12 protein-coding genes are annotated in these 16,468 nt (G+C 49.6%); 8 read left to right on the top strand and 4 right to left on the bottom strand.

Annotated features, from left to right (window positions below; translation table 11 throughout):
* Positions 1–850 precede the first annotated feature (850 nt).
* The 7 genes from DESTI_RS23840 to DESTI_RS23810 all read left to right on the top strand — a co-directional run bounded on the left by DESTI_RS23840 (position 851) and on the right by DESTI_RS23810 (position 7,010).
* A complete protein-coding gene (locus DESTI_RS23840) occupies positions 851–1,192 on the top strand; it encodes a cytochrome c (protein ID WP_014812532.1) in 342 nt (113 codons plus the stop codon).
* A 138-nt stretch (positions 1,193–1,330) separates the two neighbouring features.
* Positions 1,331–2,428, top strand: a complete 1,098-nt coding sequence (locus DESTI_RS23835) for a twin-arginine translocation signal domain-containing protein (RefSeq protein WP_014812531.1) — start codon at positions 1,331–1,333, stop codon at positions 2,426–2,428.
* 68 nt (positions 2,429–2,496) lie between these two features.
* Positions 2,497–3,774, top strand: coding sequence for a hypothetical protein (locus DESTI_RS23830; RefSeq protein WP_014812530.1), 1,278 nt, complete (start codon positions 2,497–2,499; stop codon positions 3,772–3,774).
* A gap of 78 nt (positions 3,775–3,852) precedes the next feature.
* Positions 3,853–4,119, top strand: coding sequence for a hypothetical protein (locus DESTI_RS23825; protein WP_014812529.1), 267 nt, complete (start codon positions 3,853–3,855; stop codon positions 4,117–4,119).
* Positions 4,109–5,062 carry a hypothetical protein gene (locus tag DESTI_RS23820; RefSeq protein ID WP_014812528.1) on the top strand — a complete coding sequence of 318 codons (954 nt, stop codon included), beginning with the start codon at positions 4,109–4,111 and terminating at the stop codon, positions 5,060–5,062. Before DESTI_RS23825 ends, DESTI_RS23820 begins: the two co-directional genes overlap by 11 nt.
* 396 nt (positions 5,063–5,458) lie before the next feature.
* Complete coding sequence (locus DESTI_RS23815) at positions 5,459–6,259, top strand: MlaE family ABC transporter permease (protein ID WP_014812527.1); 801 nt, start codon at positions 5,459–5,461, stop codon at positions 6,257–6,259.
* A gap of 16 nt (positions 6,260–6,275) precedes the next feature.
* Positions 6,276–7,010 carry an ABC transporter ATP-binding protein gene (locus DESTI_RS23810; RefSeq protein ID WP_014812526.1) on the top strand — a complete coding sequence of 245 codons (735 nt, stop codon included), beginning with the start codon at positions 6,276–6,278 and terminating at the stop codon, positions 7,008–7,010.
* 260 nt (positions 7,011–7,270) lie between these two features.
* Here DESTI_RS23810 and DESTI_RS31915 read toward each other — a convergent pair whose 3' ends face one another.
* From DESTI_RS31915 to DESTI_RS23790, 4 genes are all read right to left on the bottom strand, one after another.
* Complete coding sequence (locus DESTI_RS31915) at positions 7,271–7,555, bottom strand: transposase (protein ID WP_083846866.1); 285 nt, start codon at positions 7,553–7,555, stop codon at positions 7,271–7,273.
* Positions 7,450–8,199 (bottom strand): transposase, encoded by a 750-nt coding sequence (locus DESTI_RS31910; RefSeq protein ID WP_169316394.1) that lies wholly within the window; start codon positions 8,197–8,199, stop codon positions 7,450–7,452. Before DESTI_RS31910 ends, DESTI_RS31915 begins: the two co-directional genes overlap by 106 nt.
* Complete coding sequence (locus tag DESTI_RS23800; RefSeq protein ID WP_041286444.1) at positions 8,172–8,708, bottom strand: transposase; 537 nt, start codon at positions 8,706–8,708, stop codon at positions 8,172–8,174. The genes DESTI_RS31910 and DESTI_RS23800 overlap by 28 nt, the downstream gene beginning before the upstream one ends.
* Positions 8,709–9,376: 668 nt before the next feature.
* Positions 9,377–12,010, bottom strand: a complete 2,634-nt coding sequence (locus DESTI_RS23790) for a sigma 54-interacting transcriptional regulator (protein ID WP_014812525.1) — start codon at positions 12,008–12,010, stop codon at positions 9,377–9,379.
* Positions 12,011–12,591: 581 nt separating this feature from the next.
* Between DESTI_RS23790 and DESTI_RS29390 the strand changes: the two genes are divergently transcribed.
* The gene (locus DESTI_RS29390; RefSeq protein WP_014812524.1) at positions 12,592–16,086 is read left to right on the top strand and encodes a PAS domain S-box protein; all 3,495 of its coding nucleotides are present in this window, start codon (positions 12,592–12,594) and stop codon (positions 16,084–16,086) included.
* Positions 16,087–16,468 lie beyond the last annotated feature (382 nt).

Raw genomic sequence — 16,468 nt, 5'->3', positions numbered from 1 at the left:
GATGTAGCCGGCTTCTATGATAGCCTCTTTCCCTACTGATGTTTTTATCGCAATGACAGCGCCTTTCGGCGCCGTTCACATTCCAAAAGTTCCATCGAAAAGAGAATTCATCGCAGTGACGATGAGGATAGCCTTTCGGCACGAGGTGGAAATACCATGAACACCTCGATTCGGCAAGGCGAAATAGGACTCGACGGTATAGATGGAAGCCTTCCGATCATTCCCGTCACGACCCCCCATTATTTTGCTTCACCGTCCAATGACTGCCTAGAAAATCTCTGCCGATGCTTTCACGGGCAGATCATCGGTGAATCATGATACAAGGGATTCTTCTTACCTGTCTTTAACCTGGAAGGCGGGGCACCGTTCATGAATATTGTTTTTCGTTCTGCTCCTCCCATTGATTCCGGCGATTAAACTTTTTCTAATCGATGGAGGCTCCTCAATCTTCGAGATCAAGCTTGACCGCGGAGCATGCGGTAAGGTATGTTGAAAAGTAAGGAGTCAACACATTTCTTCCATAAATCGGACTCATTCTCTCGGGTCTTTGTCTGGACCGGCCGTCACTGCGGATTCTTCCTGGCGGCTTTACGATAAGAGTTGACATAACCCGGGCTCCTGTAGTTGCATTTTGCATATTTGCGCACTTCTCGATATTGCATTTTGCAGCTCTTACCAGAGAGCAACTGAGTTTCTGTAGTGCAAAGCTATCCTAAAAGATCAATCATCCCTCTCCGTTATAAGAAGCGACGGCGTAGCACTGCGTTAGCACGAAAATTGCTTAAAGCGGTGCAAACCTCTTAGTTTTCAACCGACCTCATGCTTTGCCTGGGAGGAGGTGCACAAAATCATGGACAAATCCCTATTTGTTCGGAAGATTTGTTTCGTGATGCTTTGCGTCCTGTTCCTCGCATTCGGCGGCATATTCGCTCTCGCCGAGACGAAAAAACCTTCTGCCGACGACAAAAAGAAAATCGATCACAAGAAGGCGTACGCGATTTACAAACAAAAGTGCCTGCAATGTCACGATTCGGTTGCAGATCCCGAGAAGCCCGGTCGTACTCGGGACGAATGGCTCCTTGTCATCGAGACAATGCATGGCTACGGGTTAGGACTCACTCCCAAAGAAACCGAACTCGTAGGCGGTCTTCTCTATAATCTGCGAAGAGGCATGGAAAAAGATCCGGGATAATTGCCGTGGTGCTCTGACCGTCATATCCCGATCCATTCCCTCAAGCGTGTGGCCCCGAGAATCCCCTCATCTCGGTAGCAGCACAGTCCATACTACGGCTACGACAGGCCCATCGCGAATACATCACAGGAGGAAGCAATGGACAGGAGATCGTTTCTCAAATCCATGGCAGCGGCGGGAGCGGCTGCATCTGTGGCTGGAACCGGAGTAATTCCGAAACCGGCCCATGCTGCAGGCAAAGTCGATTTTGGACAAGTGAAAAGCGTAAAGGTGGACGTGCTGACGGAGACGAGCTGGTTTGACAATGACATCTTTAAGAAGACGCTCATGGACTACGGCGGGGCCATGACAAATCAGTACACTATTCCTTGGGAATGGGATAACGCCGGAGGTTATTCCGCTCTGATTACCGTCACCGGGCTGGACGATAAGGAACGAAAATTCCTCATGGATACGGGATGGAATACGGAATGGATGGATTATATCTTCAACGAAAAAAGCAACGTGGCATCAATGCTGAAAAGCGGTGAAATCGAATTTATGATGCTTTCTCACTGGCATCTCGATCATCTCTGGGGCATTGAATCCACCCTCAAGAACAAGCCCGACATCACCATTTATGCTCCCCAGACGCATTATCCCGAAGATATCGCATTGCTGCGAGAAAAGGCCCATCACAAAGCCAAAGACAAAAGCGGCAAGGAAATCCCCATCTGTAAAAACGACGTTCCGCATACCGGAAAACTCGTTGAATGCACCCCCAGCGGGGATAAAGGGGACGGTATTTACCGCGTCATGCCGGGTGTTGCCATAAGAATGTTTGATGTGCCCATTCTGCTGAGGGTCCGCGGGGAGAACGTTCTGTATTTCAATGTAAAAGATAAGGGAATCGTGACGGTAACAGGATGTTGTCATCCAGGTATTCTTTCCCTGTTCTCTTACGCGCGATCGAATTTCGAGGGATACAAGCCGTACGGATGCTACGGCGGGCTCCATATCACGCTATTCGAGAACTGGGAGCCCAAATTCGACGACATCATCAAAGGGGTGAAGTCATTCCAGCTCCAGAAAGTGGGCTGCAACCACTGCACGGGCTGGATATGGGCGGAAAAAGCTGCCGAAGCCGGTGTCCCCGTAGTGAAAGGCACCAACAAATACAAGGAGTACAAGAAGTTTTCTTCAGTTGCAAAGGCCAGCAACGTGTTTCTGACGAACGGGGATAGTGTCACGTTCTGATTTCTCTCGAGACACTATTCGTACTTCATGAAACTGGTTCGAATCTTCTGCTTCCGGAGGTCAGGACAATGGCGGAGCCTTCTCGACCGGGTGAACACTTCAGCTATGTTCTCGGGCTAATAAACTTCATTGTTATTTTCTTCGTCGTTTGGCTGCTATGGTACGTGTTCATGCATCCAAACGGAGTAATGAAGCTTTACACGCCCATGTACGGTTTTTCGCTTGTGGTCGCTTTTCTCTCCAGTGTTGTCATGTTGACCAAAGTCTGGGATATCAATGCTGCGCCTCCTCCGGAAGATTCCTCTCGTCTCACCAGAGGAATAATCCTCACTGTGGTTGCAGTACTATTGATGCTGATCACGGTGTTTGTCATATTCCGAGGATTCCTGGGAACATTCGGAATTGCGTACTTCAGTCCCGATTCAATAGTCGCCTCCGGAGGCACCGGTGCTGAACCTTTCAATGCCAGAGAAAACGCATCCACAGCGCTCATCTATTTCTTCACGGCATTCCTCTGGTGGGCGTTGGCATGGAATGTCGGCTTCGGTCGATGGCCCTGGAATCGTGATACAGCGTCAGTCGTATCATGGTCCAGAATGCTCGCAGTAATTGTTCTTACAACTGTCACCTTTGCAGTGCTGTTCCATCCTCATGTCTGCTATCTGTTCTATCCTCCGCAGAATAAGGCAGGAGTGGAACCGTGGTGGTCTTCTTTTGCGGGGACCGCAAGCGCTTATTTCAGCCTCGGGTTGATATTGTGTACGGTAGCCTGGATCATCATTTCGGATCTACTGTGGGAAGGCTACCCCTGGAAGTCTCTCGACCGGGATGGAGAAGGCTCTTTGGGGAGAGGCATTGCAGCCATTGTCGGGACCCTGATCCTGGGAGCAATTACGTTCGTAATCCTGCTAAAGGTTATGAGCGTCTACTGGATGGAACCGTTTGAAGGCGGCCAGTACACGGATGCTCCATATTTTCGTTATCTGCATACAGGGGAGATCGGTGGATTCGTCGTCCTTGCAGCATTTATCCTGGCGGTCTATTTCAACAACTTCCCCAATCTCGGGAGCTTGTTCGTAAGAGCTTTGTTGAGGACCTTGATAGCGATTGCCGGCGGACTTTGCATCTACCTTTTCTATTATTCGTCCGCGACAACATTCCTGCTGGGAAAAGTGCCCGGAATTGCACAGCCCGATGACACTCCCCTGGTGTGGACACTGCTCTACCTGACCGTCATAATGATTCAGGCGGACTTCTTCCAATATTGGCCGCTGCCGAGAAAAACTGCTCGGACGAATGAAATTCCGAAAGCCAAGATGAGAGTTGCAGGTGCCTCAGGTTTATAGGGAGGATACCGAGAGGAGACTTCTGCACACACAGAAGACTCCTCCTGGTCTTAACATTCGAAGTGTCAGAGGTGACACATGGTAGATGAAGCCAAACGAGGTTTCTTCAAGAGTCTCTTCCGTGAAGTGGTGCAAAATGCAACCACAGCGTTCAAAGCTGAGGAAGCCAAACCCGCTGAAGACGTGGACCGATTCTTTGAATCGTATGAATCCAGTTATGCTTTAACTCTCTGTTATCCGGATGATATCCTGCTTGAAACAGCCAGACTCGAAGGTATTGCTTGCGAAGGTCGTGAGAAAATCGATATTGTAAAGGAGTTATTTCAGAAGAAAGGTGGTTTTTGACATAGATATACAATCTGTCTTCAGGAACAAGATCGACAGCCTGCTCACCACGGCATCGTGGACCGAGGAACTCAAACAACTGCTTGGGATAACAGGAGTGAGCCCTGTGTGGGACGATGTGCCCGCATGGTACTTCTGGATCGACGGAGCTCCGGGAGTTTACGCCCTGGTTCTGGAAGAAGCATTTGAGAAAACGGAGAATGCCTCCACTCTTCACGGCCTGTTTTCTTTGAAATGCTATCCGTTTTCAGGACGCGAAGAATTTGCAGGATTTTCCTTTGTCGAGCGCGAGCTAGTCACGAGCAAATTTTTCGATGCAACAAATACGCCTCAATTTGAACACAGAGCTTCAATCCCCTCCTCTCTTTTCGTGATCGGTGCGGTAGAATGCGTGCTCGATCGGGAAAATCGATGGTCTCTATTTACTCTGGAAAGTCAGGATTTGATGCGAGCGCGATATGAGGCTGAAATCCTGGAAGACTACCCTCTCATCGATTTGAGCCGGTTTTACTGCTCGGGTGATGTGGGCAGGTCCATACAGGCCTGGGACGTAAGCTATCTCTTGTTTGATAGAATCGTATCGCTGTGGGCACATTTCGGGAAGAAATCGCCTTCAAAAGTGGTTCTTGAGAGATCGTTCGGATTCGAGCACGTGTACACGGATTCCGGTGAATGGTCCTGCCAGGAAAGTCCAGACAGAGAAATCAGGTCCTTGAGCGTGCTTTTCGGCGAATCCCCCGGACAGGGTACGAGCGAGGCGATTTTCAGAAACGATCCACCAACGCCGGGCGTGACAGTACTCTACCCTTCAGAGTCTCAGTGTTCGTGCCCTACTCACGATCACCAACCGTCAGGGGTCTCCCCGTACATGAATTGTCTCTGGTGGACCATTCCCGAATCGAATTTTACCTCGGAATTGTCTTCCCCGTGTGGATGTAGCTGATTCAATGGACAGGAGAACCAGATCACTTCGAAAGAGAAACTCAAAATGTTTCCGATCCGCACGAGTCCGTGCGTAAAGCCGAAGAAGGAATTCACCAAACCCTATGAACCGCCCCAATTTCCTGCCTTGAATGTTGCGGTCGGGGTTGCTCGCAACATTCGCCGAAACTCAAATTTCCTTCACACCTCTTTGGCCCCGGGTTCTTAGGTTGACTTTTGTCCGGCCCGCCGATAGATTTCAGTCTGTTATCGGGGCGACAGTTCTTAAGCTGCTCTTTGAAGCGCAACGGAAGAGCAGACGTTGAGCCGGTGTAAGACGGTCCGAGCAAACGACTTTCGGTCGCACCATTTTCGCTGCTTTCCCATAATCTCTGAGAATTGCAGAGGATGAGTCGCATTGAAACCTTCGCAGATAGTTAAAGCCACGTTTTCGGAAATTCTTTCCAGCGCCTTATCAATAGCCGCGGATCTGGGAAGAGTGCTTATCCTGTTTTGGCAAGTGGTTACTCTTGCTTTCAGGCCCCCTTTCCGCTTTGGTGAACTAATGCGGCAGTTGGACTTTCTGGGGGTACAATCGGTCGCGCTCATTGTATTTACGGGAGCTTTCACAGGAATGGTAAGCGCTCTTCAGACGTACAACGGCGTGAGCAGATTCGGTGCGCATTCCATGGTAGGAGCTACCGTTGCCCTGGGACTTACCCGTGAGCTGGGTCCGGTATTGAGCAGTCTTATGATCATCGGGCGTACGGTCTCGTCAATGGCGGCAGAAATCGGCACCATGCGCACCACTCAGCAGATTGACGCTCTCCGGAGCATGGCCATCAACCCTGTGCATTACTTGATCGTACCTCGGGTTATAGCCATGATTCTCGTGCTGCCGGTTTTATCGATTTTCTTCTCTTTTTCCGGTATGGTGGGCGCCTATTTCATGAGCATGCACTCCCTGGGAATCGATGAAAGCACATTTATGACCGGAATAAAGGCCTATCTCTCCCTCGAGGACATTACCCACGGACTCTTCAAATCTCTCGTGTTCGGTCTGGTTATTTCGCTTATAGGGTGCAGTGAGGGCTATTATTCTCCCCTTGGAGCACGGGGAGTGGCTCGCGCGACCACTACATCCGTTGTGACATCGTCCGTCATGGTTCTGATTATCGATTACTTTATGACTGCGCTCATGTTTGCGCCAAGCACGTAAAGGATGGTTGGCACTCATGATCAGCATAAAGGATGTACGAAAACAATATGGTGAAGAAGTTGTCCTGGACAGGGTCAACTTGGAGATCAAGAAGAATTCGGTCAGCACCATAATCGGCGGATCCGGAGAGGGCAAGAGCGTTCTCCTCAGATTAATGATCGGCTTGGAACCACCCGATTCCGGAGAAATTCTCATTGACGGCGATAACATCGTCGGCATGCGGGAATCCGAGTTGAACAGAATTCGCAGACGCTTCGGAGTGCTTTTTCAGGATTCAGCTCTCTTCGATTTTCTTACCGTGGGAGAGAATGTAGCTTTTCCGGTTCGAGAACATCTGAAACTCTCCGAACAAGAGATTCAGAACATAGTACAGGATAAGCTCGCCGGAGTCGGCCTTTCGGGAGAAGAGGACAAAACCCCGGAACAACTCTCGGGAGGCATGCGAAAACGTGTTGCATTGGCCCGGGCTCTAGCGCTCGATCCTGACATAGTATTCTTCGACGAACCCACTACAGGTCTCGATCCGGTCACCAGCACGGTAATATTCAATCTTATTCTCAAGACGCATTCTGAACGACCGGTTACCTATGTTCTCGTGAGCCATGACGTACAGAGGGCACTGGAGTTTTCTCAGGAAGTTATGATGCTTTACGGGGGACAGATTGTTGCTCATGGTAAGCCTTCGGAAATTAGAAAAGATCCCGATCATCCGATACAAAGATTTATGGAAGGCACCTTCGGGACTTCATGAGACGTAAAGGCACTTCTGAAGCCTTCCGCTGCAACCGTTCAGTTACGAGCGGGCAGTAAGGATTCTGCGCCCTGAAAGGGCGGCCCAATAGTAGCCATGGGTGTCAGAAAGCGTCTCAAAACCTGCGCACTGCGGCGAATCACGCAAGCCGGACGGGAGGACCTGCTTCTGGGAAAAAAGCAGTCCCGTCAAGTGAAGATCAGGCGAGGTTCGATCCGAGTGTACTGTCCGTTATAAGGTCATGGTCTCCCTCCGGCTGCTTACGTGAATGCCACCTCGCCGGATACCCAATGGTGGTAGAGCTTCCTGAGATTTATGGTCGTGCAAATAAGGTCCCACTGGGCCTTTACGTTGTCGATTCCGGCCACGGTCCATCGCCGAAAGCTTAATGCGCTCTTGATCCAGGCAAACGGTGGCTCGATAATCTTCTTTCGAGTCTTCAGGCGCTCTTTGTTCTCTGGTTTTCCCTCTTGCTGCGGTGTCGTTCTAGGGCCGCCTCGTAAACGCTGAGGTCTATGAGGCGTCCGTTCTTGCTCTTGGAGCATTTCCAGCGATTGGGACACGTTAGAAAATCCTTGCAGTGATACCTGCGAACCTCATTGTGGTTCTTGCCGTTAATTTTCCGCTGATGAAAAGGCAACAAGCGCCCTTCAGGGCATATGAAGCAATCACGCTCCTGATCAAAGACGAACCGGGATCGGTGATAGAGATCCTCATCCGCACCTCTCTCGGAAACAATTTCCCCTGACGATTTCCCGATAAGAATGCCGTATTCTCGCTCATGGGCCAGACCTATCTGCCCTGAGGAAAAATATCCCCCGTCCGCCACATTTTCCTCTGCCACAGCGCCCAGATTCTCTTTCACCTTGTCGAGCATGGGGACCAATTGCCCGTTGTCGGCCCCATCCGTGACCACATCTGCGGCCACGATAAGGCCGCTCTTTTGGTCGGCAACCGCCTGAGCGTTGTACGACAAGTCTTTGGTCCGGCGATTCTTCATAAAGCGAGCTTCCGGTTCCGAAGGGTGAACTGACTTCTTGTCCGATTCATCCAACTCCTTCAGAGCCTCTTGTATCCGCTGTTTCCGTTTCAATCCGTCTTGCATGGACTGCGGAAGGCGATACTCACCGGTCTCTTCCCGCTCGGCTCTCTCTATCTCAGTCATCGCATCGGCAATCGTGCGGTCCAATCTCTCCGAAACACTTTCCAGAACCTCTCCAGGTGCTCACGACCCCGAGCCTTGTCGTTGGATGAGACGGCTTGGATCTTGGTCCCGTCCACGGCATGAAGAGCTAGACCGATCAGATCGGCCTTCAGAGCAACACGAATCGACTGTCTGAACAGATGCCTCAATGATTTCCTGTTCGCCTTGAAGAATCGCCATAAGGAATTATGATCCGGAGCATTCATCCCCGTCAGCCAAATCAGCCCCATATTCTCAAGGCAACCCTTCTCAAGCTTACGGGTACTCCTGATCCGATTGAAGTATCCGAAAAGCCACACCTTCAACAGAAGATCTGGCGCATACGGAGGACGTCCTGTATCGCTGTCGGGAACCTCGATTCCCAACTCGGACAGATCCAAGGAATCCACGAAATCTCGGATAAAGCGCGCCGGGTGATCCTTAGCCACCCAGTCTTCCACTGACGGCGGAAACATCAAGATCTGTTCGTAATCGGCCCGGATCTGTTTGCCCATGACAGCCTCGTGGTTGTTGAATTCCTCTCCTTTCTAGTACATCTCTTGGCAAATCGCGAGCCCAAAATGGAGTTTTGAGACAGTTTCGTCAACCCGTGGACAGCGCCATGTCCATAAGCATGGTCCAACGACCCTGAAAGGGTCGACCAACAGGCAATGATTCCCAAATGTCATTGGTGGACCCTTCCAGGGTCCTGAAGACAAAAGGATTTGTCGTATCGCTTCCGTGGGTTTGCACCCACGGCTACTGTTGGATAGCCTCTTCGGGGCTGAAGAAACCTCTCCCATACGTAACTGAATGGATACCTTCCGCTCGTTTAATGGTAAATGTCAGAACTTTTGTCCGATTGCGAAAGGCGCTTCTCGAAGATCGGTGGGTGCCGTGCCTCCGTGCCGGCACATTTTTCATGATAAATCCACCAGTTCGGTCCGGCAGAGACGCCGGACCCTACCGTTCCTTTTTAAAAGAAGCGTGTTCAAAAGGTCAGAGATTATGTCAACTGCTGTAATGCCATTTCGCAGTTGTGCACGCAAGATAGCAAAGGCTGGGGTGTCCTGAGCGGAGTGATTAGACGGCTTTGCTTCCGGAGCGAAGGATACCTCCAGCCCTCAGATTATGAGAAGAAAGACGAATCGGTATTCCAACCCATACTTTCTGCGCATGCCGGCTATTGGGTCCCAAAGAAGTAAAACCATATGGCCTGGATCTGGAGTAACGCAAAGATCAATGCCGCCAGCATGTGAGGAACCGATCCAAACATCTTCTTTGTGTTTTCCTGTGGCATTCCGTTCCCCAACTTGAATGCAACAACGAGGGTCCCTGCGAAACCACACCAGATGAGAATCTGCTGAATGAGAAACGTAGTCTCTGGAACAACTTTAATGACCAATTGCCTGAAAACCGAAAAGTCCAGATAGGTGCTCACCAGGATGGGGAGTTGAACTCCCAAATTCAGCAAATAGTAGATATGGAATGCCAAGAAGCATGCAAATGCCAGTGGCAACAATGCAAGTCCGAAGCGAGTGTAATTCTCCGTCAGAGTCTCTCGGTATACCCGGCTCGAGGCCAGAGATGCAGCGATTACCACGAGGTTTACAAAAATCAGGCTTGCTATAAAGAAGATAGTGAAATGAAGAATATCGGGACCCGGAACGAAGCCTGCAAACCAGTCGTATAACGGCATTCTACGACCCATCTCACTAAAGAGGCCGCCAATGAGTCCTACTACCAGAAACGACGTGCCGGTATTTGAATTTCGTTCTTCCCAGAGTTCCTGACCCGGTATCCGCAGATTCAAATTTATTCCACCATGAGGGCAATTCTTGAGGCATGAAGCACAGAGTTTGCACAATCTGTTTGAATGCAATCTCGGGCCGGCTTGTCCAAATGGGCACCCTTCCGAAGTGCTGGTCCCTACAAAACATTCGTTCGTCACGCATTGCGAAATACAGACGTTTCGATCGGCTCTCAGCTCCACCATAGATATTTTGGCAAAAATTCCGGCCATTCCACCCAGTCCGCACAAATAGAGACACCACGACTGTCGTTCGAAAATCATCGAGATTACTACTGCAGAGGCCAACATGGTAACGAGAAGGAGTGCAAGAATTAGTGGAGAATTCCTGATGTCCGTCACAGCCTCGAACCAAATTACTGCAAGAGCAGCCCCTGCCATTAAGAAATCACTGTGATGTTTCAGGAAAACAGGAAACGGTTTTTCCAGGGAGAACACCTTCTTGGCAAGTTCGCCTACGGTACCTATGGGACAAACCGAGCACCAGAAGCGCGCGAAGAGAAAGGCCGCGATCATGAGAATGGGCCATCCCAGAGCCCAACTGAACAGTGCAGCAGGATTTTTGAGCGGATCGCTGGGGCCGAGAAAAAGCATTATCAGCAGAATGCAGAACAGCGGGGTTGCAGCACTCTGTAAAACAGCAGGAAACAAAGGACTGGTAAGCGTCTGGCGAATTCGGGGGAATCTCAGAAGATTGAACCGCCCACTCCCCTCAATCTTCTTCAGATGGAAATAGATGTCATGAGGATGAATGATACCGCCCGCGGCGACCAGGATTGCCCGTTTCAAAGTCGTGGCCAGTTCCAGATGGTTTCCGGGCCAGGAGTAATTCACCAGGGCTTTCAGAGTCTCTTTTGGAAGCTTCGGACGCTCTTTACCAATTTCCAGGCTGTATTTTTTGATGTAATGATTTACCAGCTCCGGGATCTCTTTGCGCCTGGTGCGCAGTGGAGAAATGGTAAGTGCGCGATCCAATAACGCGTAAATAAGCGGATGCCTTTCAAGGGTGATCTGAGACGGATCGAGCCTCGTTGTCGCGATCAACCTGACCTTTGCTTTTTGCAGGCGCATGCTTCCGTGACGACGGAAAGTCTCTGTGGCGACGGATTCCAACAGTTTCATCTGCGTCACCGCGGTAAGCCGTTCGATTCCCCGTACCAGCAGGGTGCCATCTTCGGAAAGCTCAAAATATCCGGGGATCTCCTTCGTGCCCCCATCTCCGCTAGGTTCTTCGTATCCGAAAAAGAGTCTGATTTGTGCTTCAGTCATCTCTTGTTCGGATTTATTCGATTCGTTTGTTACGTCCGCGGATCGACTGTCCAGGGTCGAGAGCAAGTCGACTTTGAGAAAAACCTCCTTACAGTGATGGCTTAAGCTGAAAATGTTGTACGCGAGCACCTCTTTTCCTACGCCTGTCTCGCCGATAATTATTACAGGACCGTCTGAATGCGCAAATTCCTCTGCACGAGATGCCAGTCGCTTCTGAATGTAATTGCCCGTCACAAAATCCTGAAATATATGATCTCTTTGACTAATAAGATTCTGTAAAGCGCGCCTTCTCAATTTCATCTTCAAAATAGAACGGTCGAGCCGCATGACCTTGCGAACCAGATTCTTAACAAGCGATACCGAAAAATCCGGATCTGTTCGCATTGTCTGCTCGAAATCCTGCTCACTTATCACCAGAGCACGGCAGAATTCATCCGCAACGAGCTCCGAATCCGAGTTCCAGGGAATACCGGTGAAGAAGTGAATCTCCCCGAATACATCTCCGGGTCCCAATGTGTCTACAGAGATGCGCTGACCATCGTCATCGCGTAAGACGACACTCGCCTCCCCTGAAAGCAACAAGAGAATTTCGTGATTGTGCTTCCCAGGGCCAAGAATGGTCTCGCCAGCCGGAAAATCCCGTAGGCCGTTCTTTTCCTGGACCAACAGCCGGAATGCCGGAGGGATTATTCGCAAAATTTCTGCAGGAATTTGGTCGTTTCCGGATGCCTTCGTCATAATTTGAGGGCTCCGTCCTAGAGAGGGTCACAGGATCAGTCGTCCATGGAATAATACCAAAATATCTCGCGAACCTGAAGACGATAAACGTGACGATCGTCTCCATTTAGTTATGCGTGGGAAAAATCCCCCCTTCCCTTATAGGCGCTAACTTTGTCGTAATTCTTTGACCCGTAGGGACTAAAGAAAATAGCCCGGTAATTCATTGCCGGGAATTTGTGTATCAGCCGTCCCTCCGGGACTCGAAAATCATTAGGTTTTTCCTTAACCGGCGATGAATCGCCGGCCTATTGTCAGACTGTTCCTCCGGAACAAACGACCAAAAACACGATAAGTTAGCATATGGGGGTTAGGGGGATTTTGGAAGTCAGTGATATCATGGTTACAGGAGAAGATCTTGTCTACCCCGCGTGACTGAACGGTTACATTGTGCGTCACTTTATCCTTGACATTTCGGTACAAAACAGAGGAATTAAGTTCTCAGCATCATAGTAATCGATTTTTCCGAATCAACAGCTTTATCAGAATCCATACTTTATAATTCAACAGAGGCTGATCTGGAAGATTTGACCGGAAACAACATGCCTTTTGAGGGGGACCTCGGAACCGCGCTGCAGGACGAAGAACCCTTCACTTTTCGTGAATGGGCCCGAATATTACCTGTTCCTACCATTCTGCTCAATGCAAATTTCACCGTAAACACAGTCAATCCAGCCTGTAAATCGCTCGGATCGCAACTTGCGAAATTGCGGGGGCTTCCCTTCTCAAACCTTTTTCCAGATCCTTCAGAATCTTCCCTCGTGCAAAATATGCTCGAACACATAATAAGCGACGGCAAGATACGTACATGCAAAGCACATCTCAGAATCGCCGATCGTGAAATGCGGGTGGATTTAACTGGCAGACGATTTTCTCAAAAGAAGCGAAATTTCGTTCTGTTGGTAATCGATAGTCTTGCATCGGAAAAAGAACATGCCCGAAAAGTAGTCAAGAAAGCAATTGAAGAACGGGAGAAAGCGGAACGGGCTCTCGCTGAAAGCCAAACCAGATTTGAACAATTTGTAGCTCACGTTAGCGACATCATTGTAACGACGGACATAAAAGGATGCTTCACATTCGTAAATCCTCCCGGTCTCAAATTAATAGGATGTACCGCTGAAGAGTTGTTGGGGACACGATTTTTCGATCTGGTCCATCCTGCTTACCGGAAGAGAGCCGAAAAATTCTATTCAACTCAGTTCGCGAAGAGAAAGGCCACGACTTATTATGAAGTGCCCGTGATCGATCGAAGCGGTAAAATCATGTGGCTGGGGCAAAACGTCCAATTGTTGTTCGAGACGGATCGAATCATAGGATTCAAAGCGATATCCAGGAATATTACGGATCGTAGACTTGCTGAAGATGAGCTGAAGAAAAGTCAAAGGCGCTACAAAGACCTGTTTGAAAATGCAAATGACGTCATCTACACTCACGATCTTAAAGGCAACTATTTATCGGTAAATGACGCGATAACCCGCATTCTCGGTTATGAACGGGAGGAGTTCCTCAAATCCAGATATCAAGATTTCATTGCACCTTCATCTCTGCCGCTTGTTCGGGAGAATCTTCGTCTCAAAGTTGAGCAGGGAATCCAATGTACCGGGCCCTACGAAATTCTCGTCCGATCGAAATCAGGTAAACCCGTGTGGATGGAAATTACCAGCCGTTTGATGTTGAAGGAGGGCAAACCGATTGGAATACACGGAATAGCCAGAGATGTGACAGACCGCAGACTTGTTCAGGACAGACTGAATGAAAGCCAGGAACTGTATAGCATTGTTACCGAACAAACCGGGCAACTCATTTACGAATACGATCCTGCAACGGGAAAAGTCAAATGGTCAGGAGCAATCGAAGCCACAACAGGCTACACGATCCAAGAATTGGTCTCGGATACTCGCGGGTGGAGAAAGCTGATACATCCCGAAGACCGCTTCGAAGCCGTTGCCGCATTTGAGAGAGCCGTGGCGAGAGGTGTCAGTTTCCAGATCGATTATCGATTCAAACGTAAGGATGGCACCTATATTTGGATAGAAGATAAAGGTCTTTGCCAAAAAGACGAGAGCGGCTCCGTATTTCGCGTGCTCGGTATCATGAAAGATATTAGCGGTCGAAAACACGTGGAAACTGCACTTGATCTCGAGCGCAAGAAATTCCAGATTCTTGTCGATAATGCTCCCTTCGCGCTTATGATGCTATCTCAATCCAACGACCTCGCCTATGTGAATCCCAAATTCAAAGAGCTCTTCGGGTACGACCTGCAGGAAGTGCCAAACGGCCGAGAGTGGCTGCGGAAAGCGTTTCCGGAGTCAGCTTATCGCAAGCAGGTGATTGCGTCATGGATGCAGGATATGAGGAAGGGTGCGACAGGAGAACAGCGCCCGAGAACCTTCAAGGTACGCTGCAAGGATGGAACTGACAAGCTGATCCACTTCATTCCTGTGCAGCTCTCTACGGGAGATCAGATTGTAAGCTGTGAGGACATTACCTACCGTATCCAAGGCGAAAAGGCTCTTCAGGAACGTGAACGGTTTCTTGCAAGCGTATTCTCCTGCATTCAGGACGGGCTCAGTATCATGGACAAAGATCTGCGAATCATTCGTACAAACGCTACCATGCAGAAATGGTACAAACATGATGAGCCTTTGATTGGAAAAAAATGCCACGAAGCATATCAGGGTATTGATGAGGTATGCCCATCCTGCCCGGCTCTGCAGACCTTGAAAACAGGTCAAGCCACTTCCTTTGTCATTCCCAAAGGGGGGCCGGCAAATAGTATTACCGGTTGGCTCGATGTGTGCACCTTTCCTTTAGTAGTGGAGTCGAGTGGTGAAATTGAAGGAGTCATCGTACATCTCCGGGACGTGACGGAACGTCGACATCTGGAAGAGCAACTCCGGCAGGCTTCGAAAATGGAGGCAATCGGAACGCTTGCAGGAGGTTTGGCGCACGATTTCAACAATCTCCTGCAGATAGTGCTCGGATACGCAGACTTGCTTTTGCTCGGAAAGAATAAAGCAGAGTCGGATTATCAACGAATACTGGCAATCAGGACTGCAGCCAAAAGAGGAAGTGATGTCGTTCAGCGCATTCTCACCTTCAGTCGAAAAGTCGAGACAAAGCTTCGTCCGGTAAACCTGAACCAGGAATTGCGCTTCATGGAAGACCTTCTGCGCAGTACGATGCCGAAGAATATTGCGGTAAAGCTGCAGTTGGCCGAAAATCCAGTCATGATCCAGGCAGACCCTACTCAGATAGAACAGATTGTGCTCAATCTTGCGGTCAATGCAAAACAAGCAATGCCTAAGGGGGGAAATTTCGTACTGGAAACCCGTACAGTAGACCTCGATCGCGACTACTGCCGCACTCGCCCGGAGACGAAACCCGGCAAGTACGTGATGCTCATGGTCTCCGACACGGGTAAAGGGATGGACAAGGACGTTCTCGACCGTGTTTTCGAGCCGTTTTTCACGACAAAACAGCCCGGCGAAGGAACGGGATTAGGATTGTCCATCGTATTCGGTATTGTGAAAAGCCATCTCGGACATATTACGTGCTCCAGCGAGCCCGAAGTGGGCACAGTTTTCAAACTTTATTTTCCGTTACTCAAAGAGCAATTCGAGTCTTTCGCCGAGACTACTCAACAGATGCCGGCATTCGGTTCAGAAACGCTCCTCATGATTGACGATGAGGAATCGATCAGGAACCTGGGAAAAGAGCTTCTCAATGAGGCAGGGTACAATGTATTGACAGCAGGTTCCGGACAGGAAGCACTCCGGATATATCGGGAAATATGGGAAGGCGTCTCACTCGTGATTCTCGATCTCGTGATGCCTGATATGAGTGGCTTGGAGTGTCTGGAAGAGCTCTTGAAGGTGAATCCGGATGTGAAGGTGCTCATCGCGAGCGGATATTCCCCGGCCAATCAAGGAAGGGAGATTCTGGAACTCGGTGCGGTCGGATTCGTCTCCAAGCCATACAATTTCAAACAGATTCTTGCCGCCGTACGCGCAGCATTGGACTACCGGCACAAATAGCTAAGTCATTGAACCTCTGACACAAAAGTGTTTCTCAAAATCTTACATTAGTTGGGTGCTCCACACTATAGCAAGTGTATGAAACAGTGTCCAATTGCGAAAAGCACTTCTCGGCAATTTGGTAGGTGCCGTGCCTCCATGCCGGCACATTTTTCAAATAAAGATCAACCGGTTCGGGCCGGCAGGGACGCCTGCCCCTACCGTACTATTAAAGGACAATGTGTTCAAAAGGTCAGAAATTATGTCGTTTGCTATAACTTGGTTCTCAAGTCAGTGCTTCTTCTTTTTCGACAGTACATGCCTGTAAGAGAAACGGTATAAAGTAGTCCACACCTATATGAAGAAGTATTGGTAGCGACTGGCGTCACTGCCGGACACAACT

This window comes from Desulfomonile tiedjei DSM 6799, assembly GCF_000266945.1.
Lineage (GTDB): Bacteria > Desulfobacterota > Desulfomonilia > Desulfomonilales > Desulfomonilaceae > Desulfomonile > Desulfomonile tiedjei.
Note: the sequence above shows the minus strand (reverse complement) of the source record. Positions and strands in the feature narration are given on the sequence as shown.

Bases quoted from the DNA above. Each gene is read 5' to 3' on its own strand.
- DESTI_RS23800 (WP_041286444.1), bottom strand. From the start codon at position 8,708: ATGGGCAAACAGATCCGGGCCGATTACGAACAGATCTTGATGTTTCCG.
- DESTI_RS23830 (WP_014812530.1), top strand. From the start codon at position 2,497: ATGGCGGAGCCTTCTCGACCGGGTGAACACTTCAGCTATGTTCTCGGG.
- DESTI_RS23825 (WP_014812529.1), top strand. From the start codon at position 3,853: ATGGTAGATGAAGCCAAACGAGGTTTCTTCAAGAGTCTCTTCCGTGAA.
- DESTI_RS23790 (WP_014812525.1), bottom strand. From the start codon at position 12,010: ATGACGAAGGCATCCGGAAACGACCAAATTCCTGCAGAAATTTTGCGA.
- DESTI_RS23835 (WP_014812531.1), top strand. From the start codon at position 1,331: ATGGACAGGAGATCGTTTCTCAAATCCATGGCAGCGGCGGGAGCGGCT.
- DESTI_RS23810 (WP_014812526.1), top strand. From the start codon at position 6,276: ATGATCAGCATAAAGGATGTACGAAAACAATATGGTGAAGAAGTTGTC.
- DESTI_RS31915 (WP_083846866.1), bottom strand. From the start codon at position 7,555: ATGCTCCAAGAGCAAGAACGGACGCCTCATAGACCTCAGCGTTTACGA.
- DESTI_RS29390 (WP_014812524.1), top strand. From the start codon at position 12,592: ATGCCTTTTGAGGGGGACCTCGGAACCGCGCTGCAGGACGAAGAACCC.
- DESTI_RS23840 (WP_014812532.1), top strand. From the start codon at position 851: ATGGACAAATCCCTATTTGTTCGGAAGATTTGTTTCGTGATGCTTTGC.